At 71.9% G+C, this 18,835-nt stretch carries 15 protein-coding genes; 4 read left to right on the top strand and 11 right to left on the bottom strand.

The window, feature by feature from the left end:
• Positions 1-7 precede the first annotated feature (7 nt).
• The gene (locus tag ACZ6TI_RS33205) at positions 8-787 is read left to right on the top strand and encodes an IclR family transcriptional regulator (RefSeq protein ID WP_465349148.1); all 780 of its coding nucleotides are present in this window, start codon (positions 8-10) and stop codon (positions 785-787) included.
• 24 nt (positions 788-811) lie between these two features.
• Positions 812-1,519 (top strand): polyamine aminopropyltransferase, encoded by a 708-nt coding sequence (locus tag ACZ6TI_RS33200; protein ID WP_465349147.1) that lies wholly within the window; start codon positions 812-814, stop codon positions 1,517-1,519.
• A 4-nt stretch (positions 1,520-1,523) separates the two neighbouring features.
• Here ACZ6TI_RS33200 and ACZ6TI_RS33195 read toward each other — a convergent pair whose 3' ends face one another.
• Complete coding sequence (locus tag ACZ6TI_RS33195) at positions 1,524-2,063, bottom strand: mycothiol transferase (RefSeq protein ID WP_465349146.1); 540 nt, start codon at positions 2,061-2,063, stop codon at positions 1,524-1,526.
• A gap of 55 nt (positions 2,064-2,118) precedes the next feature.
• Here ACZ6TI_RS33195 and ACZ6TI_RS33190 point away from each other — a divergent pair, with 55 nt between their 5' ends.
• Positions 2,119-3,075, top strand: coding sequence for a helix-turn-helix transcriptional regulator (locus tag ACZ6TI_RS33190; RefSeq protein ID WP_465349145.1), 957 nt, complete (start codon positions 2,119-2,121; stop codon positions 3,073-3,075).
• Here the strand turns inward: ACZ6TI_RS33190 and ACZ6TI_RS33185 are convergent.
• On the bottom strand, positions 3,072-5,105 hold the full coding sequence (locus ACZ6TI_RS33185) for a protein kinase domain-containing protein (protein WP_465349144.1): 2,034 nt from the start codon (positions 5,103-5,105) through the stop codon (positions 3,072-3,074). The genes ACZ6TI_RS33190 and ACZ6TI_RS33185 overlap by 4 nt on opposite strands.
• A 162-nt stretch (positions 5,106-5,267) precedes the next feature.
• Between ACZ6TI_RS33185 and ACZ6TI_RS33180 the strand changes: the two genes are divergently transcribed.
• A complete protein-coding gene (locus ACZ6TI_RS33180; protein ID WP_465349143.1) occupies positions 5,268-6,065 on the top strand; it encodes an SAM-dependent methyltransferase in 798 nt (265 codons plus the stop codon).
• 7 nt (positions 6,066-6,072) lie between these two features.
• On the opposite strand, the gene ACZ6TI_RS33175 is transcribed toward ACZ6TI_RS33180, so the two are convergent.
• From ACZ6TI_RS33175 to ACZ6TI_RS33135, 9 genes are all read right to left on the bottom strand, one after another.
• Positions 6,073-6,441 carry a nuclear transport factor 2 family protein gene (locus ACZ6TI_RS33175; protein WP_465349142.1) on the bottom strand — a complete coding sequence of 123 codons (369 nt, stop codon included), beginning with the start codon at positions 6,439-6,441 and terminating at the stop codon, positions 6,073-6,075.
• 26 nt (positions 6,442-6,467) lie between these two features.
• On the bottom strand, positions 6,468-8,900 hold the full coding sequence (locus ACZ6TI_RS33170) for a sensor histidine kinase (protein WP_465349141.1): 2,433 nt from the start codon (positions 8,898-8,900) through the stop codon (positions 6,468-6,470).
• A gap of 3 nt (positions 8,901-8,903) precedes the next feature.
• Positions 8,904-9,665, bottom strand: a complete 762-nt coding sequence (locus ACZ6TI_RS33165; RefSeq protein ID WP_465349140.1) for a potassium-transporting ATPase subunit C — start codon at positions 9,663-9,665, stop codon at positions 8,904-8,906.
• 1 nt (position 9,666) lies between these two features.
• The gene (kdpB, locus tag ACZ6TI_RS33160; RefSeq protein WP_465349139.1) at positions 9,667-11,754 is read right to left on the bottom strand and encodes a potassium-transporting ATPase subunit KdpB; all 2,088 of its coding nucleotides are present in this window, start codon (positions 11,752-11,754) and stop codon (positions 9,667-9,669) included.
• A gap of 74 nt (positions 11,755-11,828) precedes the next feature.
• Positions 11,829-13,478, bottom strand: a complete 1,650-nt coding sequence (gene kdpA / locus ACZ6TI_RS33155) for a potassium-transporting ATPase subunit KdpA (RefSeq protein WP_465349138.1) — start codon at positions 13,476-13,478, stop codon at positions 11,829-11,831.
• The gene (locus tag ACZ6TI_RS33150) at positions 13,478-13,567 is read right to left on the bottom strand and encodes a K(+)-transporting ATPase subunit F (RefSeq protein WP_465349137.1); all 90 of its coding nucleotides are present in this window, start codon (positions 13,565-13,567) and stop codon (positions 13,478-13,480) included. Before ACZ6TI_RS33150 ends, kdpA begins: the two co-directional genes overlap by 1 nt.
• Before the next feature lie 205 nt (positions 13,568-13,772).
• Entirely contained in the window at positions 13,773-16,964 is a 3,192-nt protein-coding gene (locus ACZ6TI_RS33145) for a LamG-like jellyroll fold domain-containing protein (RefSeq protein WP_465349136.1), read from the bottom strand.
• Between the two features lie 74 nt (positions 16,965-17,038).
• Positions 17,039-17,824, bottom strand: a complete 786-nt coding sequence (locus ACZ6TI_RS33140; protein WP_465349135.1) for an ABC transporter permease — start codon at positions 17,822-17,824, stop codon at positions 17,039-17,041.
• The gene (locus ACZ6TI_RS33135) at positions 17,824-18,726 is read right to left on the bottom strand and encodes an ATP-binding cassette domain-containing protein (RefSeq protein WP_465349134.1); all 903 of its coding nucleotides are present in this window, start codon (positions 18,724-18,726) and stop codon (positions 17,824-17,826) included. The genes ACZ6TI_RS33140 and ACZ6TI_RS33135 overlap by 1 nt, the downstream gene beginning before the upstream one ends.
• Positions 18,727-18,835: the final 109 nt, after the last annotated feature.

The raw sequence follows: 18,835 nt of genomic DNA, 5'->3' as shown, positions 1-18,835 counted from the left end.
TCGACGCATGCCCTCGGCCGAGATCCCGAAGTCGGTGCTCGCCCGTGGTCTCCGGCTGCTCGACGCGTTCCGGGCGGACGACGTCGAGCTGCCGCTCAGCGTGCTCGCGCAGCGCACCGGCCTGCCCAAGGCGACCGCCCACCGGCTGCTCGCCGAACTGGTCCACTGGGGCGGGCTGGAACGCACCCGGCGCGGCTACCGGCTCGGGATGAGCCTGTTCGTGCTGGGCCAGCGGGTGCCGCGGCACCGCGAGCTGCGCGAGGCGGCGCTGCCCTATCTGGAGGACCTCTACGAGGCGACCCACGAGAACGTGCACCTGGCCGTGCCGTCCGGCGCCGACACGCTGTTCCTGGAGAAGGTGAGCGGCCGCCGGTCCACCCCGATCGTGTCCCGGGTGGGCGGCCGGCTGCCCGCGCACTGCACCGCGACCGGCAAGGTCTTCCTGGCCTTCGGCTCGCCCGAGCAGTTGCGCAGGATGTGCGAGGCGGGCCTGGCCCGGTTGACGCCGCGCAGCATCGTGATGCCCGGCCTGCTGCGGGAGGAGCTGGCCCGGGCGGTCAAGCAGGGCTACGGCATCAACCGCGAGGAGGCGGAGATCGGCGTGTCAGCGGTCGCCGCGCCGGTCTTCGATCACCGCCGCCGGGTGATCGCGGCGATCTCGATCACCGGCTGGGCCCAGCGCCTCGACCTGGAGCGGCTGGCCCCGGCGGTGCGCACCGCGGCCCTCGCACTCTCCCGCGAGCTGGCCCGGGACACCGCCAACGGCACCCTGCGCCTGCCCGGCTGATCCGGCGCCCTGCGAGGATGGGGCATGAGCTTGCGGTTCGAGGAACTGGCGTGGCAGCCCACGCCGATGGGTGAGATCAGCCTGCGGCGCAGGTTCGACCCGCAATTCAAGATCGACGTGTACGAGGTGAAGCTCGGCGACGAGTTCCTGATGTCCAGCCTCTTCACCGTGGCCGAGATCGAGCTCGCGCGGCTCGGGCTGGCCGAGCTTTCCGGCGACCGCCTCGATGGTGACGGCCTCGATGTGATCGTGGGTGGCCTGGGGCTCGGCTACACCGCCCGGACCGTGCTGGAGGACGACCGGGTGCGGTCGCTGGTCGTGGTGGACGCGCTCGCCGAGGTGATCGACTGGCACCGGCGCGGCCTGCTCCCGTTCGCCTCGGCGCTGAACACCGACGCCCGGTGCCGGCTCGACCACGAGGACTTCTTCGCGCTGGCCGCCGCGCCGCCGAGCCGGCGGGTGCACGCGGTGCTGGCCGACATCGACCACAGCCCGTCGCACCTGCTCAGCCCCGCGCACGCGCCGTTCTACACCGCGGCCGGGCTCACCGGTCTCGCCGAGCACCTGCACCCGGGCGGCGTCTTCGGGCTGTGGTCCAACGACCCGCCCGAGGACGACTTCACCAAGCTGCTGGGCGAGGTGTTCGCCACCGCCCGGGCCGAGGTCGTGACCTTCGCCAACCCGCTGCAGGGACGCGACGCGACGAACACCGTCTACCTGGCCCGCACCTGAGTTTTCAGCGCGGCGGGTCCTCACCGGTCAGGCCGTCGAACGACTCGCGCAGCAGGTCCGCGTGGCCGACGTGCCGGGCGTACTCGTCGTGCAGGTCCATCAGCACCCGGCGCAGGTTGGGCGACCAGTTGTCGGCGATCTTCACCGGCGCCTCCGGGCCGCCCTCGGCGAGCGCCTCCGCGATGCCGGCCCGGGACCGCTCGACGGCGGCGTGCCAGAGCGCGTAGAGCTCGGCCGGGTCGTCGGTGGCGCCGGTGCGCCACTCCCAGCTCGGATCGGCGTCCCAGTCGACGGCCCGCCACGGCTCGGGCATCGGCGAGGTGCCGACCCGGGCGTTGCCGTAGTGGTCCTCGATCAACGCCAGGTGCTTGATCAGGCCGCCGAGCGTCATCTCGGTCGGCGGGTGCCGGTGGCTCAGCCCGGCGGCATCCAGGCCGCCGCACTTCCAGATGAACTGCATCCGCGAACGCTCGATGGCGAAGACCAGGATCTCGGCCTCGGTCGCCGTCACCGAGGGGTCCTTCAGGTTGTTCAAGTCGGTCATGATCCGACCCTAGAATCGGTTCCGGACGTTCTACTGCCGGATCCCGGGAGAAATCATGCGCGGCGACGTCAGTCCTACCGCCCGGGCGCTGCTGGCGCTCGAGCTGATCCAGGCCGGTCCCGGCATCACCGCGGACCGGATCGGCGACAAGCTGGGCGTCACCGAGCGGGCCGCGCGGCGCTACGTCGAGGTGCTGCGCGAGGCGGGCATCCCGATCGAGTCGGTGCGCGGGCCGTACGGCGGCTATCGCCTCGGCCGCGGGCTGCGCCTGCCGCCGCTGATGTTCAGCGCCACCGAGGCGCTCGGGCTGGTGATGGCGGTGCTGGACGGGCACCGCGACGCGAGCGACCTCGGCGACCCGGTCGGCAACGCGCTCAACAAGATCATGCGAGCCCTGCCGGAGCCGGTCGCCGCGCAGGCCGAGGCGGTGCGCCGGACCGCCGCGCCCGCTCCCGACCCGTCCGCCGCCCGGCCCGCGCCGGACATCACCGCGACGCTCGTGCAGGCGGTCTCCGACGCCCGCCGGGTGCGCGCCGGCTACCGCTCCGAGGCCGGCACCGAGTGGACCGCCGAGCTGGACCCGTGGGCGGTCGTGGTGCGCCACGGCCGGTGGTACCTGCTGTGCTGGTCGCACACGTCGAACGGGCGGCGGACCTACCGCATCGACCGGATCCGCGACGTCGAGGTGTGCGACGAGACGTTCACCCGGGTGGAGGTGCCCGACCCGGTCGCGATGCTGGAGGAGCATCTCGCGGTCGGCTGGGAATACGCGGCCGAGGTGATCATCGAGGCGCCCCTGGAGAAGCTGACCGGCCGGGTCCCGCGGGTCCTCGGCACGCTGTCGCCGATCGACGCCACCACGACCCGCCTGACCGGCACGACCAGCAACCCGTGGTGGTATGCGGAGAAGCTCTGCGCGATCTCCGCCCCCTATCGCATCGTCGCCGGCCCCGAGATCCGCCGGACCACCCGCGAGCTGGCCGAGCGCATGCTGGCCGCCGCCGGGGACTAGGGCAGATCCAGCTGCGACAGGGCGACCACCCGGCCGTCCTTGGTGGTCACCAGCGCCGGGAACGGCGAGTTGCCGGTGGCCCAGATGCTGAACCGGTCGTCCGTGGTGGCGCATCTCCCGGCCCGGGTCGCCGGATCGGTGCAGTCCGGGTCGTCCTCGCGGTATTCGCGCAGCCGCACCCGGTCGGCCGGCATCGTCACCTTCAGGTCGGTCGCGTCCGCCACGGTCTTCGCCGCGCACTTGGCCGACCCGGCCGCGATCCCGTGCCGCCGGCAGTAATCGGCCCCGCTGCGGAAGGTGGCCGGCTCGATCACCGCGGACCCCTCGCCGGAGTTGAACATCCACAGCCGCGCGGTGAACGTGGCGCCGGTGGTGGCGAAGGGCGGGATCGGCGGGGACTCCGGCGCCGAGCCGGAGCGCAGAGCGACGTCCGTGAAGGTGACCTCGGCCTTCCGGCCCGCGGCGGCGGTCGCGCCCAGCACCACGCTGCCGCTGGACAACGCGGGCTCGGTGGTGGGCGCGCGCAGCACCTCGGTGCCGTCGATCGAGACCACCGCCTCGGCGCCGTCGGCCACGACGCCGAGCCGGTGCGGCTCCCCCACGGCGGTCGGGTGCGCCACGGTGGCCAGCGGGGTGATCGCGTCGTCCTCGTCCAGACCGAGGGTGGTCTCGGCGGCACACACCGCGAGCCGGTACGCCGCGTCGTTGGTGACCCGGAACCAGATCGCCGCACAGGATCCCGCCCGGCCCAGCACGGCCGTCACCCCGATCGACTGGCGGCCCGGGAACACGTCGTACGCCCCGATCGTGCACCGCATCGTGTCGCCGGCCTTCGTGGTGACGACCAGCCCGTCGTCGATCGCGCAGCGCCCGGCCACGTCCTGCAGCGCGTCCCACTCGGCGGGCCTGGTCAGCGGGTCGAACACGGTCGGCCCGCTGACCAGTGGCGGCGGGGCCGAGGACGGCACGACGCCCGGTGCGGCGGCGGGTGGCGGCTTCCGTGGATCGGGATCGTCCCGGCTCGCCACCCCGACCCCTACCCCGGCCGCGGCCAGCAGCAGTCCCGTCGCCCCGGCCGCGATCAGCCTGCCGCGGCGCTTCTTGCCCGCCGTGCGCGAACTGCTGCTGCTCGGGTGGCGGGCGGAGTGCTGTGCCGCCTCGGCCGCGCGGCGCACCTCCGGACGTACCTCGAAAGCCTGGTGTTGATCTTGACCACCGGAGGCGAGCAGCAGGTCGAGCAGTTCCGCCGCGGTCGGCCGGTCCCCCGGCTCCTTGGCCAGCGCGCGGGCGACCAGTTCGGCGAGGGCCGGCGGCAGGCCGGTGAGGCGGGGCTCCTGGGTCAGGATGCGGGCCGCGGTGACGGCCGGCGAGTCCCCGCCGAACGGGGTGCGGCCGGTGCCCGCGTAGGTGACCACCGCGCCCCAGGCGAAGATGTCGGCGGCCGGGGTCGGGTTGCGGTCGGTGACCGGGTCGAATCGCTCGGGCGCCATGTATGCCAGCGTGCCGACCATCTCGTCGGCCCGGGTGTGGTGGCTGGTCGCCTCGAGCGCCTGGGCGATGCCGAAGTCGATCACCTTGGGGGTGCCGAGCGCGAACAGCACGTTGCGCGGCTTGAGGTCGCGGTGGATCACCCCGGCGCCGTGGATCGCGGCCAGCGCGGCGGCCACCCCGACCGCGACGCTGTGCAGGTTTCCGGTGGTCAGCGGGCCGCGATCCTCGATCAGATCGGCCAGGCTGGGCCCGTCCACATATTCCACCACCAGGTAGGGCGTGGGGTGCTCCGGGTCGGCGTCGAGCACCTCCGCGGTGCAGAACGGCGGCACCTGCCGGGCCCGGGTGACCTCGCTGCGGAATCGGGCGCGGAAGGTCTCGTCGTGCGCGTACTCCGGGCGGATGACCTTGATCGCGACCAGCCCGCGCTCGAGGTCGCGGGCCAGGAAGACCGTGCCCATCCCACCCTCGCCAAGGCGCTCGAGCAGGTGGTAGCGACCCAGGCGCGGCGGATCGGTGGCGCGCAGCGGGGTGGTCACACGACTCCCTTCGAGGCGGAACCAACGAGGCTACCCCAGTGACGTAAACGAATGATCTTCGTCGGAAATCAACCTCGCCAGGGGGTGTCGCGCGACTAGTCCCATGCCGTACCTTTGCACCGCGGCCGCAGCTTGTTTTCCGCCCACTGACAGGACCCCTCAATGAGTGACTCCAAAATGGACACCACCGTGCCACATTCGGCGCGGGTGTGGAACTACTGGCTCGGCGGCAAGGACAACTTCAAGCCGGATCGCGAGGTCGGCGACCAGTTCGCCGAGCTCTATCCCGACATCAGACTGGTGGCCCGCAGCGCGCGCGGCTTCCTCACCCGAGCGGTGACGTTTCTCGCCGCCGAGGAGGGCGTCCGGCAGTTCCTCGACGTCGGCACCGGGCTGCCGACCGCCGACCACACGCACGAGATCGCCCAGCGGGCGGCGCCCACCTCGCGGATCGTCTATGTGGACAACGACCCGCTCGTGCTGGCCCACGCCCGGGCGCTGCTGACCAGCAACGACCAGGGCGCCACCGAATATCTGCAGGCCGACCTGCACGACCCGGCGACGATTCTGGCGCAGGCCGCGGACGACACGCTCGACCTGTCCGAGCCGGTCGCGCTGATCCTGACGAACATCCTCGGGCACGTGCCCGACCTCGGCGAGGCCGCGTCGCTGGTGCGGCAGCTGATGGGCGGGCTGTCCCCGGGCAGTTACCTGGTGACCGCGGACGGCACCAACGTGATCGACGGCCCGGCCTTCGAGGCGGCGATCGAGGTGTGGAACGCGAACGCGCCGTTGTCCTACCACCTGCGCAGCACCGACGAGCTGTCCACCTATCTGGAGGGCCTCGAGGTGGTCGAGCCCGGCCTGGTGCCGTGCAGCCAGTGGCGGCCGGCCGCGCACGCGAGCGACGAGGACCGCCGGCCGGTCGACGAGTTCGGCGCGGTCGCCCGAAAACCCTGAGCCGGGCCTAGTCGGTCAGCAGCGTGTAGACCCGCGCGATCAGGCCGTTCTCGACCAGGGCGATGTCGAGACCGCGCACGACCGGCGCCTGCCCGGGCGGACCGAAGTTCCACGGCAGGTAACCCAGGTCGTGGTTGACCTGGACGGGCCCGCCGGGAGTGAAGACGAAGCCGGGGGCGCCGTCGAGGATCCGCTGCGCCTTCGCGTCCAGCTCGTCGTGGCCGGTCACCGCCTCCTCCGGGTCGGAGAAGACCACTCCGGCGGCGTAGGTCCGGCCGATCGCGGCCCGGCGCTTCCCGGCGTCGCGCTCGTTGAAGACCTCCAGCAGATTCGCCCGCATCAACTCGTCGATCGTCGCCATCTCGACCCCTCTCACTCGTAGATCATCGAGACTATCCGGGCCTATCCGGCCGGGAGGGCGACGACCATGGTCAGGCCGCCGCCCGGGGTCTCCTCCGGGGTGAGCGTGCCGCCCATGGCCTCGACCAGGCCACGGGAGAGCGCCAGGCCGAGCCCGACGCCGGTGTGGTTGTCGCGGTCGCCCAGGCGCTGGAACGGCAGGAAGACATCGTCCCAGCGGTCCCGCGGAATGCCCGGACCGTGGTCGATGAACCGCAATTCGACGGTCGAGCCGAAGACGCTCGCCGTGACCACCGGCGGCCGGTCCGGCTGGCTAAAGCGCTCGGCGTTTGCGAGCAGGTTGGCGACGACGCGCTCGAGCAGGCTCGGATCGGCCAGCACCGGGGGCAGGTCGTCGGGGAGGTGCGTGTCCAGCCCCCTGGGCAGCACCTCCTCGACGGCCATCGCCACCGGCGTGACCCCGAGGACGCCGGCCTGCAGCCGGCTCATGTCGAGCAGGTTGGTGACCAGCCGGGTGAGCCGGTCCAGCGACTCGTCGGCGGTGGCCAGCAGTTCGGCGCGATCCCGATCGTCGAGCCGCACGTCGGGGCTGAGCAGGCCGGCCACCGCGGCCTTCGCCGAGGCCAGCGGCGTACGCAGATCGTGGCTCACCGCCGCGAGCAACGCGGTGCGCAACCGGTCCGCCTCCGCCAGCGGCCGTGCGGTGGCCGCCTCGGCGGACAGCCGTTCCTGCCGCAGCGCGATCGTGGCCTGGGCCGCGAACGCCTCGATGATCCGCCGGTCCCCGGCCTGCGGTGGCGGCCCGGTCAGCCGCATCACCACCCGGTCGTCCACCCGCACCTCGGCGTCGGCCCGGCCCGCCGGCGCACCCACCCGGGCCACCACCACGCCCTGGTCGAGCAGCGTCACCGAGTCGAGGGCGAACGTCTCGCGCAGCCGTTCCAGCAGCGCCATCAGCGGCCGCTCGCCACGCAGCACGCTGCCCGCCACCGCGGCAAGGGTCTGCGCGTCGGCGCCGGCCCGGGCGGCCTGCCGGGTGCGGCGCGCGGCGGTGTCGACCACCCAGCTCACCGCCAGCGCGACCACCACGAAGACGACCAGGGCCAGCAGGTTGCCGCCGCCGGCGATGGTGAGCCGGCCGATCGGCGGCGTGAAGAACCAGTTCAGCAGCAGCGACCCGGCCACCGCGGCGAACAGCGCCGGCCACAGCCCGCCGATCAGCGCCACCGCGACCACCGCGGCGAGGAACAGCAGGATGTCGTTGGTCAGCGACAGCCCCGCGCCCAGGTGCAGCAGACCGGTCAGCACGGGCAGGCCGAGCAGCACGGTCAGGAACCCGGCGACCCGGCGACGGCGGGAGAGCGCCGCGGGCGGCCGTCGCGCCCGCCGGCCTCGACCGGCGCGCTCGTGCGTGACCAGGTGGACGTCGATGCTGCCGGAGAGCGCGGTGGTGGTGACGCCGACCCCGGAGGACAGGATCTGCGCGAGCCGCCCGCGGCTGGACGCGCCCAGCACGATCTGGGTGGCGTTCACCGCGCGGGCGAAGTCCAGCAGCGCCCGCGGCACGTCCGCGCCCGCCACCTGGTGATAGCTGCCGCCCAGGCTCTCCACCAGCACCCGCTGCCGGGCCAGCGCGGCCGGGTCGGCGGCGGCCAGGCCGTCGTCGCGGGTCACGTGCACGGCCATCAGGTCGGCGCTCCGGTCGCGGGCGGCGATCCGGGCGGCCCGCCGGATCAGCGTGTCGCCCTCCGGTCCCCCGGTCAGCGCCACCACCACCCGCTCGCGGGTCTCCCAGGTGGCGTCGATCCGGTGCTCGGCGCGGTATCGGCCGAGCTGGTCCTCGACCTTGTCGGCCAGCCACAGCAGGGCCAGCTCGCGCAGCGCGGTGAGGTTGCCGGCGCGGAAGTAGTTGCCCAGCGCGGCGTCGACCTTCTCGGGGCGGTAGATGTTGCCGTGCGCCATCCGGCGGCGCAGCGCCTCCGGCGTCATGTCGACCAGCTCGACCTGCTCGGCGGCGCGGACCACGGCGTCCGGCACGGTCTCCCGCTGCTCGACCCCGGTGATCCGGGCGACCACGTCGTTGAGCGACTCGAGGTGCTGCACGTTCACCGTGGTCAGCACGTCGATCCCGGCGTCCAGCAGGTCCTGGACGTCCTGCCAGCGCTTGGCGTGCCGCGAGCCCGGCACGTTGGTGTGCGCGAGCTCGTCGACGACCGCGAGCCGCGGCCCGCGGGCCAGCACCGCATCCAGGTCCAGCTCGGTGAACTCCGCGCCGCGATAGGTCACCGTCCGGCGCGGCAGCACCTCGAGGCCGGCCAGCATCGCCTCGGTGTGCCGCCGCCCGTGCGTCTCGACCAGCGCGACGGCCACGTCGGTGCCGCGCTCGGCGCGCCGGTGCGCCTCCTCGAGCATCGTGTACGTCTTCCCGACGCCGGGCGCGGCGCCGAGGAAGATGCGCAGCTCTCCGCGGGCCATTCCCTATCGTCCGTCCAGCGCGCGGTTGAGGTCGAGGACGTTGACCGCGGGTTCGCCCATGAAGCCCAGCGCCCGACCGGCGGTGTGCTGTGCGATGAGTTCCCGCACGCGGTCCAGGGCCAGACGGCGCTCCCGGGCCACCCGTTTCGCTTGCAGCGCGGCGTAGGCCGGGCTGATGTGCGGGTCGAGGCCGCTCCCGGAGGCGGTCACCGCGTCGGCCGGCACCACCGGGTGCGCGGGCGCGTCCCCCCGGATCGGCGTGATCACGCTGCCGGTGAGGTCGCCGCCGCCGGGCCGCACCTCTACTCCCTCGTAGGTGGCGACGAATGGCGTGCCGTTGACCGCTACCGCCCTGGTGACCGGGCCGGTGAGGCCGTCTCGGCGCCAGACCGCCAGCACCGCGCCGGCACCGTCGGCCGTGCAGAAGGGACGCCGGCCGTCCACGCCCTCCAACTTGCCGATCGCGAGGCTGCGGGCGCAGACGTCGTTGAGCAGATCGAGCGACTCGGGACCCAGGTTGCTGGCGCTGGTCGCGGTGGGGTCGTAACCTTCGCCGGCGGCGGACGGCCGGCTCTGGAAGTAGCCGGGCACCGGATTGCCGTCCGCGTCGGTGAAGGCTTGCCCGATGCTCGATGTCCGCTGCAGCCCCGGAATGTGGCCGACGGCGACCATCGCGAGCGGATAGCCGAAACCGAGAAGGACGGTGCAGACGAGCAGCGCTCGCAACGCGGCGAGGTGGTGCGCGAGCCAGGCGGGAAGACGCATCTCACATCCCCGGGATGAACTGGATGACGAGGTCGATGAGCTTGATCCCGGCAAACGGCGCGAGCACGCCGCCGAGGCCGTAGACCAGCAGGTTGCGGCGCAGCAGCACGGCGGCGCTCGACGGCCGGTAGCGCACCCCGCGCAGGGCGAGCGGGATCAGCGCGACGATGACCAGCGCGTTGAAGATGACCGCGGACAGGATCGCCGAGCCCGGCGAGTGCAGCCGCATCACGTTGAGCGCGTCCAGGCCGGGATACACCGCGGCGAAGATGGCCGGGATGATCGCGAAGTACTTGGCGATGTCGTTGGTGATGGAGAACGTGGTCAGCGCGCCCCGCGTGATCAGCAGCTGCTTGCCGATCTCGACGATCTCGATCAGCTTCGTCGGGTCGGAGTCGAGGTCGACCATGTTGCCGGCCTCCTTCGCGGCCGACGTGCCGGTGTTCATCGCGACCCCGACATCGGCCTGGGCCAGTGCCGGCGCGTCGTTGGTGCCGTCGCCGGTCATCGCGACCAGCCGGCCGCCCTCCTGCTCCTTCCTGATCAGCGCCAGCTTGTCCTCGGGTGTCGCCTCGGCCAGGAAGTCGTCCACCCCGGCCTCGTCCGCTATCGCCTTGGCGGTGCGCGGGTTGTCGCCGGTGATCATCACGGTGCGGATGCCCATCCGGCGCATCGCGTCGAACCGCTCGCGCATGCCGGACTTCACCACGTCCTTCAGGTGGATCACGCCGAGCACACGTTTGTTGTCGGCTACTACCAGGGGAGTCCCGCCGCTCGCGCTGATCCCGTCCACGATCTTGTCCACTTCATCGCTTGTGGATCCGGCCCACTTGATCACCGCCGCTGCGGCGCCCTTGCGGATCTGCCTTTCGCCGAGGTCGACGCCGCTCATCCGGGTCTGCGCGGTGAACGGCACGAACCTCGCCCGCGCCATCAGCCCCGGCTCCCGCAGACCGAACTCGTTCTTGGCGAGAACGACGATCGACCGCCCCTCGGGCGTCTCGTCGGCGAGGCTGGCGAGTTGTGCGGCCTCGGCGAGGGTCGCGGCGGTGACCCCGTCGACCGGTACGAACCCAGCAGCCTGCCGATTCCCCAGCGTGATCGTGCCGGTCTTGTCCAGCAGCAGAGTGCTCACGTCACCGGCCGCCTCGACCGCCCGCCCGCTCATGGCGAGCACGTTGCGCTGCACCAGCCGATCCATCCCGGCGATGCCGATCGCGGAGAGCAAGGCCCCGATCGTGGTCGGGATCAGGCAAACGATCAGCGACACCAGCACGATGCCGGTGATCCCGTTCCCGTCGATCGCGGCGGTGTCCGGCGCCGCGGTCTGATAGGCCTTCGAGAAGATCGCGAGAGGCTGCAGCGTGACCACCGACAGCAAGAAGATCAGGGTGAGCGCGGCGAGCAGGATGTTGAGCGCGATCTCGTTCGGCGTCTTCTGCCGGTCGGCGCCCTCGACCAGCGCGATCATCCGGTCCACGAAGCTCTCGCCGGGCTTTTGGGTGATCCGCACGACGATCCGGTCGGAGAGCACCCGGGTGCCGCCGGTGACCCCGGACCGGTCGCCGCCCGGCTCCCGGATCACCGGCGCGGACTCGCCGGTGATGGCGGATTCGTCGACGCTGGCGATGCCCTCGATGACGTCGCCGTCCCCCGGGATGGTCTGGCCGGCCTCGACCACGACGATGTCGCCCGGTTTCAGGTCCGAGGCGGGGATCGTGCGGCCGTCTCGAAGGTGCGCCATGGTGTCCTTCTTGGACTGGCGCAGGGCGGCGGCCTGGGCTTTGCCGCGGCCCTCGGCTACGGCTTCGGCCAGGTTGGCGAAGATGACGGTCAGCCAGAGCCAGAGGGTGATCGCCCAGGCCAGGGTGCTCGGGTCGGTGATCGCCAGGACGGTGGTGAAGACGGCGCCGACCTCGACGACCAGCATGACCGGCTGGTGCCAGAGGGTGCGCGGGTCGAGCTTGATCAGAGCCGGCGGCAGGGAGGTCCAGAGCTGCCGGGGATCGAGCAGGCCTCTGCCGTTGTCGCTGTCGCGGGGGGACCGGGTCGCGGGCGGGGCTGGGGGCGCGGGCGCCGGCGCCGCCACCTCCCCCGCCCAGGCACTGGGTGGGTCGGAATGTAGGGCGGGGGTATGACGATTTCTGGGAGTTGTCCACCGGGTCATGACGACAGGCCCTCCGCGAGGGGTCCGAGAGCGAGCGCGGGCAGGAAGGTCAGCGCGACCAGCACCACGGTCACGCCGGCGACCATGCCCACGAACAGGGGCTGGTGGGTGGGCAGGGTGCCCTCGGAGTCGGGCACCGGCTTCTGCCGGGCCAGCGAGCCGGCCAGCGCCAGCACCAGCACCATCGGCACGAAGCGGCCGAGCAGCATCGCCAGGCCCAGGGCCGTGTCCCACCACGGGGTGTTGACCGTGATGCCGCCGAACGCCGAGCCGTTGTTGTTGCCGGCGCTGGTGAAGGCGTACAGAACCTCGGAGAGGGCGTGTGGGCCGGTGTTCAGCGCGGTCGAATTGTTGCCGGTGGCGAACGCCGCCGCGGTGCCGATCAGCACGATCGCGGGGGTGACCAGGAAGTAGAGCGACGCGAGCTTGATCTCCCGGGCGCCGATCTTCTTGCCCAGATATTCCGGCGTGCGGCCGACCATCAGCCCGGCCACGAAGACCGTGATGACGGCCAGCACCAGCAGGCCGTAGAGGCCCGATCCGACGCCGCCGGGGGCCACCTCGCCGAGCATCATGTCGACCATCGGCATCATCCCGCCGAGCGGCGTGTACGAGTCGTGGAACGAGTTCACCGCCCCGGTGGAGGTGAGCGTGGTGGCCGCCGCGAAGGTGGCCGAGTCCGGCACCCCGAAGCGGACCTCCTTGCCCTCCATCGCCGACCCGACGGCCTGTGGCACGGTGCCGCCGCCGTGCACCTCGAAGCCGACCGTGAGCGCCAGGCTCGCCAGGGCCAGCAGGGCCATCACGGCGACGATCGCGTAGCCCTGGCGGTTCTGCCGCACCATCCGGCCGAACACCCGCGGCAGGCTGAACGGGATCACCAGCAGCAGGAAGATCTGCAGCCAGTTGGTCCAGGCGGTGGGGTTCTCGAAGGGATGCGCGGAGTTGGTGTTGTAGAAGCCACCGCCGTTGGTGCCCAGCTCCTTGATGGCTTCCTGGGAGGCGACCGGGCCGCCGGTGATGTGCTGGGTGGCGCCGGTCAGCGTCGCTGTGTCCGTACCCCCGGAAAGGTTTTGAACCATGCCGGCGGCCATGAAGACGATGGTGGCGAGCACGCAGATCGGCAGCAGGACGCGGAACGTGATGCGGGTCAGGTCGACCCAGAAGTTGCCGAGCGTGCGCGCCGAACTGCCGGCGAGGCCGCGGATCAGGGCCACCGCGACCGCGATGCCGACGCTCGCGGAGACGAAGTTCTGCACCGCGAGACCGGCCATCTGCACCAGGTGGCCCATCGTGGACTCGCCCGCGTAGGCCTGCCAGTTGGTGTTGCTGACGAAGCTGACCGCGGTGTTCCAGGCGACGTGGTCGGTGACCGCGGGCCGGCCCAGCGAGAGCCAGAGCCTGTCCTGCACGCGCAGGAAGAGGTAGAGGAACAGGATCGAGACGGCCGAGAAGGCGAGCGCGCTGCGGGCGTAGACGCCCCAGGTCTGGCCGGCGCCGGGGTCGACGCCGACCAGGCGGTAGACGCCGCGCTCGAGCAGGGTGGCGCGGGTGCCGGTGACTACCCGATAGAGGTAATCGCCGAAGGGGCGGTGGACCGCGACGAGCGCGAGCACCAGCGTGCCGGCGAAGAGCCAGCCGGCCATCAGAACTTCTCCGGGAACAGCAGGGCGGCCACCATCAGGGCGGCGAGCAGGACGGCGACGAGCAGGCCGGCCAGGTTGACGGTGCTCACCAGCGTTCGACCGCCCGGATCAGCACGGTCAGCGCCGCGAACAGCGCCACCGTGAGCCCGGCGAACACGAGATCAGCCACGTGAGGGCTCCTTGCCATGGACGAAGGGGTGTCGTGCTTGCGCTTCGAATACAGCGCGCACGACACCCCTGCGTCACGGGCGTTGACGCGGTCCCTACGCCGGACGCCCGCTTCTTGACGCGTTCTTAACGTTCGCCTTCATACAGGGCCAGGACCTCGGCCTCGGTCAGCGCCCGCGAATAGGCGTGCACCTGGTCGATCGAGCCGGACCAGTAGTCGGTCTTGGATCCGGCGTACTTGGCCCGGCCGATCGCGAGCGGGCCGGTGCTGACCACGTCAGGGCCGGCCGTCGCTGAGCCGGCGAGCTTGCCGTCGACGAACAGCCGCACCTGGCCGGTGGTGTGCTCGCGCACGCCGACCAGGTGGTACCAGCGGTCCAGGTCGGGCACGATCGGCAGCCGGGCGCGGTTGCCGCCGGGGGTGCTGAAGGCGAACGCGCCCTGCCCGTACTGCAGATAGAACGGGCTCTCCACGCGACGGCCGTCCTGGCTGACCGCGGACGCGTAGTTGCCGGGCAGTTCGTCGAGGGTCACCCAGGCCGCGATCGAATAGTCCTGGGTGGTGTCCACGACCGGGCCGGCGGTGTCCGCGGAGTCGTCGCCGTCGAAGGCCAGCGCGGAGCCGGACACGCCGGGCACCCACTGCGGCGCGCCCTGCAGCGTCAGGGTGCTGCCGCCACCGCTGCTGTCCCGGGCGGTCGCGCCGGTGCCCTCGTCCAGACTCCAGTCGCCGCGGCCGGGGAAGGTGAGGCCGGCCGGGGACTCGCCCGCCTTGATCACCTGGCGGTTGATGGCGCGTACCGGGGCGGGGTCGACCTTGATCTGCCGCCGGTCGTACGTCCACAGGCCGTTCAGCTCGGTCTCCAGGTCGGTGATCTGGGTGTAGACCGAACCGGACAGCTCGGCGCCGGCCGCCTCCAGGTAGAACGTGCGGGTGTTGTCGACGTACTTGGCGGTCAGCGCCGCCTTGTCGGCCACCCCGCTGTAGATGTTGGCCGGCGGGCCGGGCCACATGTGCCCGGGGGTCCGCAGCGTGAATCCGCCGTGCTCGCCGTCCATCGCGACCCGGGTGGCGTCCGGATAGGGCGCTTCCCGGTTCAGGTAGTCGTGATGGTCGATCACGTCGCCCTTGCCGGAGTCGCCCTTGGAGTCGCAGCAGTTCACACCGCTGTGCGCGTTCACGATGCGGGACGGGTCGGCCGCCTTGACCTGCTCGGCGATGCGTCCGGTCTCCTCCCGGTCCCACTCGCCCCAGCCCTCGTTGAAGACCACGTAGCCGATCACCGCGGGCGAGTTGTGCGTCTGCGCCATCGTGCGGTCGGCGTCGCGCCGCCACGCCTGCTGCCCGGCCGTGGTCCGGATGGTGGCCGAGACGAAGTCCTGCCAGACCAGCACGCCCAGCTCGTCGGCGTGCTTGTACCAGCGAGCCGGTTCCACCTTGATGTGCTTGCGGATCGCGTTGAAGCCGAGCGCCTTGGTCGACGAGATGTCCCAGCGCAGCGCCTCGTCGCTGGGCGCGGTGTAGAGGCCGTCCGGCCAGAAGCCCTGATCCAGCGTGGCGAGCGAGAAGATCGGCTTGCCGTTGAGCACCAGCTTGGGGAAGCCGGCCACCTTCCGCACCTCGATCGACCGCATGCCGAAGTAGCTGCGCACCCGATCGGTCGCGCCGCCCGCCGTGAGACGAACGTCGAGGTCATAGAGGTAGGGATCGTCCGGGCTCCACAGGTGCGGGCCGCGGATCGGCAGGCGCAGCGCGGTGTTCGCCGGGCCGGTGACCGAGCCGACCTTGCGGCCGCCCTTGTCGTAGGCGGTGGCGACGACGGTCCCTTGGACAGCGCGCGCTTCGACGGTGAGCGAGCTCGACGCCAGGTCCGGCGTCGTCACCAGCGACTCGATGGCGACCTCGTTCACCGGCTCCAGCCAGACGGTCTGCCAGATGCCCGAGGTGGGCGTGTAGACGATGCCGCCCGGGTTCGTGGACTGCTTGCCGATCGGCTGGTCCTGGCCCGTGGTGTCGGTGACCGCCACGACGATCTCCTGCCGCCCGGTGCCGCGCACGGCGTCGGTGATGTCCGCCGTGAAGGCCGTGTAGCCGCCGGTGTGCTCGGCCACCAGGGTGCCGTTGACCCAGACCTTCGAGCTGTAGTCGACCGCGCCGAAGTTCAGCTCGAGCCGCTTGCCGGAGCCGATCCGCCAGTCCCGCGGCACGGTCACCAGCCTGCGATAGAACATGTGGTCCTCGTGTCGCTCCACACCGGACAGCAGCGACTCCACCGGGAACGGCACGGTGATCCGCTCGGCCAGCTCCTGCCCGAACACCGGTTGCTCGCCCGCTGCGGCGCCGGCGAACTCCCACTGACCGTTGAGGTTGAGCCACTTCTGCCGCACCAGCTGGGGCCGGGGGTACTCCGGCAGCGGCTGGTCCCGGTCGACCTGGTCACCCCAGCGGGTGGTCAGGCGATGGGTGGAGAGGTTGGTCGCGCTTCGCGAGATCAACGGTACGGCCGCAGCACCGACCACCAGCCCGCCGTTCCCGTCGTAGTAGACCCGCACCCGCTGGCCCTGCTGGACGACCGCGCCGAGCGTCACCACCAGCCGCGACGGCCTCCCGGTGGCGACCGCCACCGAGCTGATCGGCATCGGTGTGGTGTCCGCCTCCACGACCAGGTGCGCCGCGGCCTGCGCGACCGTGTCGACCGGCCCGTCGAAGTCGAGCAGCAGCCGCCTGCCCTCGGCCGGCACGGTGAGCTCGACCGGATAGACCTGGAAGCCGTCCGGCGGGGTGAACGCCGACTCCGGCACGATCTGCTTGGCGATCCCGGCGCCTTCCCAGCGCAGGAAGAGGTCGACGCCGCAGCAGTCGTTGAACATCTCCACCCGGACGTCGTGCGCGACCCCGGCCACCAGCGGAACCGGCCGGCTCGCGATCTCGGCGCCGCGCGACACGTCCCAGAAGTCGATGACCGGCTGGTCGTCGATGAACATCCGGAAGCCGTCGTCGCCGCGCAGGAAGAACGTGTAGTCGCCGGTGGCCGGCGCGGTGATCTTCCCGGTCCAGCGGCCGGTGGTGTGCTCGCTGCGCCCGGTCAGCGCCTGGAAGGCGCCGCCCAGGCCGGGCAGGTCGATGTTCGCGTCCAGCAGGGTGCCGCCGAGCTCGGCGAAGTCGCGGGCGCCCGGCGCGGACATCCGGAAGTACTCACCCTTGAGACCGTGCACGGTGGACGGCGCCTCGGCCGACGCAGGGCCGGCCGGCACCGCGAGGAACGAGAGAGCCAGCAGGGCGGCCAGGAGCAGTGGCCGGAGGCGGGGCGTTGGCATCCGCCTACATTGACGGCTGTGCATCCCCAATGTCAACAGAAGGAAACAACTCTCGACATTTTCGACCATCGTCGTCAGGCATCGTTTCGCAGCAGCCGCCACCCCGCCAGGCCACCGAAGACGAGCAGATAGGAAACGAAGACCAGCGCTGCCACCCCCGGCGTCAGCGTGCCGGGCGCCGCCACCACCGCGCCCATCGCCGAGCCGGCCTCGGACGGGATGAACCGGCCGACGTCCTCCCGCCAGCTCACCGGCAGCGCCAGCTCGACTACCCCGATCAGCAGGAACATGATCGCGAAGAACGAGGTGATCGCCCCCGGCGTCGAGCGCAGCAGCGCGCCCAGCACCAGCCCGAGCAGCCCGGCCCCGGCCACGTACGCCGTGGTGCCGGCCAGCGCCCGCAGCACGCCGGGGTCGCCGAGCGACGCGCCACCGGGCCCGATGATCGCCTGCCCGGCCAGGAAGGAGACCAGCGCGGCCGCGGACATCACAGCGCCCGCCACCGCGCCGAACACGACCATCTTGGCGGCCAGGACGGGCCACCGCTTCGGCACCGCGGTGAGCGTCGACCGGATCATGCCGGTGCTGTACTCCCCCGCCATGAACAGCACGCCGAGCGCGCCGAGAATGAGCTGCGCCAGGTTGCCACCGGCCAGGCTGGTGTTGACCACGTTCGCGGCGCCCTCGGCGGCGCCGCCGTCCAGGCTGCCGCCGGCGCTGCCGCCGCCGCTGAGCGCGGAGGCGACGACGCCCATGCCGACGAACCCGATCACCGCCAGGGCGAGCGTGCCGACGGTGGAGCGCAGTGACCAGAACTTGATCCACTCGGAGCGGACGACCCGCCGGAACGTGACGCGCATCAGACGGCCTCGAATTCGACGGAGTCACGGGTCAGGCGCATGAACGCCTCCTCGAGGCTGGGCTGGCGCACGGACAGCTCGTGCAGGACGATCCCGGCCGCGGCGGCCCGTTCGCCGATCTGCGCGGCGTCCAGGCCGGCCACGTCCATGGCGCCGCCCTCGACGCTGGTGATCGCGACGTCCGGGCCGGCCAGCAGGTCGTGCAAAGCGGCCGGCCGCGGCGACCGGACCCGGACCGCGTTCAGCGATGCCCGGGCGATGAAGTCCGTCATCGGCAGGTCAGCGATGAGCTTCCCGCGGCCGACCACGACGAGATGCTCGGCGGTCACCGCCATCTCGCTCATCAGGTGCGACGAGACGAAGACCGTCCGCCCGTCCGCGGCCAGGCCCTGCATGAGCTCGCGGATCCAGCGGATGCCCTCCGGGTCGAGGCCGTTCACCGGTTCGTCCAGGATGAGCACGGCCGGGTCGCCGAGCAGCGCCGTGGCGATGCCCAGCCGCTGGCCCATGCCGAGGGAGAAGGCGCCGGCCCGTTTGCGGGCGACGGCGTGCAGCCCGACCAGGTCGATCACCTCGTTGACCCGGGAGCGCGGCACGCCGGTGGTGGCGGCCATCGCCAGCAGATGGTTGACCGCGGAGCGTCCACTGTGCACCGCCTTGGCCTCGAGCAACGCGCCGACCTCGCGCAGCGGGGCGGTCAGGCTCGCGTAGGGCCGGCCGCCGATGGTGGCGGCGCCGGCGGTGGGCCGGTCGAGACCCATGATGATGCGCATGGTCGTCGACTTGCCGGCGCCGTTCGGGCCCAGGAAACCGGTCACCACCCCGGGCCGGACGGTGAACGTGAGCCCGTCGATCGCCGTTTTCGCGCCGTAGCGCTTCGTCAAACCCCTGACCTCGATCATGCCCACAACCTGGCGAACGGCCTCCGTAGTCCACATCCTCCGGCGGGAGTACCGGGGCATACATCCCCGGCCGGACGAATCCGGCGCACCCCGCTCCTAGAGTGACCCG

Source organism: Actinoplanes sp. NPDC051388 (assembly GCF_055586225.1).
Note: the sequence above shows the minus strand (reverse complement) of the source record. Positions and strands in the feature narration are given on the sequence as shown.

Coding starts and splice junctions, on each gene's coding strand:
- ACZ6TI_RS33205 (WP_465349148.1), top strand. CDS start 8: ATGCCCTCGGCCGAGATCCCGAAGTCGGTGCTCGCCCGTGGTCTCCGG.
- ACZ6TI_RS33200 (WP_465349147.1), top strand. CDS start 812: ATGAGCTTGCGGTTCGAGGAACTGGCGTGGCAGCCCACGCCGATGGGT.
- ACZ6TI_RS33195 (WP_465349146.1), bottom strand. CDS start 2,063: ATGACCGACTTGAACAACCTGAAGGACCCCTCGGTGACGGCGACCGAG.
- ACZ6TI_RS33190 (WP_465349145.1), top strand. CDS start 2,119: ATGCGCGGCGACGTCAGTCCTACCGCCCGGGCGCTGCTGGCGCTCGAG.
- ACZ6TI_RS33180 (WP_465349143.1), top strand. CDS start 5,268: ATGAGTGACTCCAAAATGGACACCACCGTGCCACATTCGGCGCGGGTG.
- ACZ6TI_RS33170 (WP_465349141.1), bottom strand. CDS start 8,900: ATGGCCCGCGGAGAGCTGCGCATCTTCCTCGGCGCCGCGCCCGGCGTC.
- ACZ6TI_RS33165 (WP_465349140.1), bottom strand. CDS start 9,665: ATGCGTCTTCCCGCCTGGCTCGCGCACCACCTCGCCGCGTTGCGAGCG.
- kdpA (WP_465349138.1), bottom strand. CDS start 13,478: ATGGCCGGCTGGCTCTTCGCCGGCACGCTGGTGCTCGCGCTCGTCGCG.
- ACZ6TI_RS33145 (WP_465349136.1), bottom strand. CDS start 16,964: ATGCCAACGCCCCGCCTCCGGCCACTGCTCCTGGCCGCCCTGCTGGCT.
- ACZ6TI_RS33140 (WP_465349135.1), bottom strand. CDS start 17,824: ATGCGCGTCACGTTCCGGCGGGTCGTCCGCTCCGAGTGGATCAAGTTC.
- ACZ6TI_RS33135 (WP_465349134.1), bottom strand. CDS start 18,726: ATGATCGAGGTCAGGGGTTTGACGAAGCGCTACGGCGCGAAAACGGCG.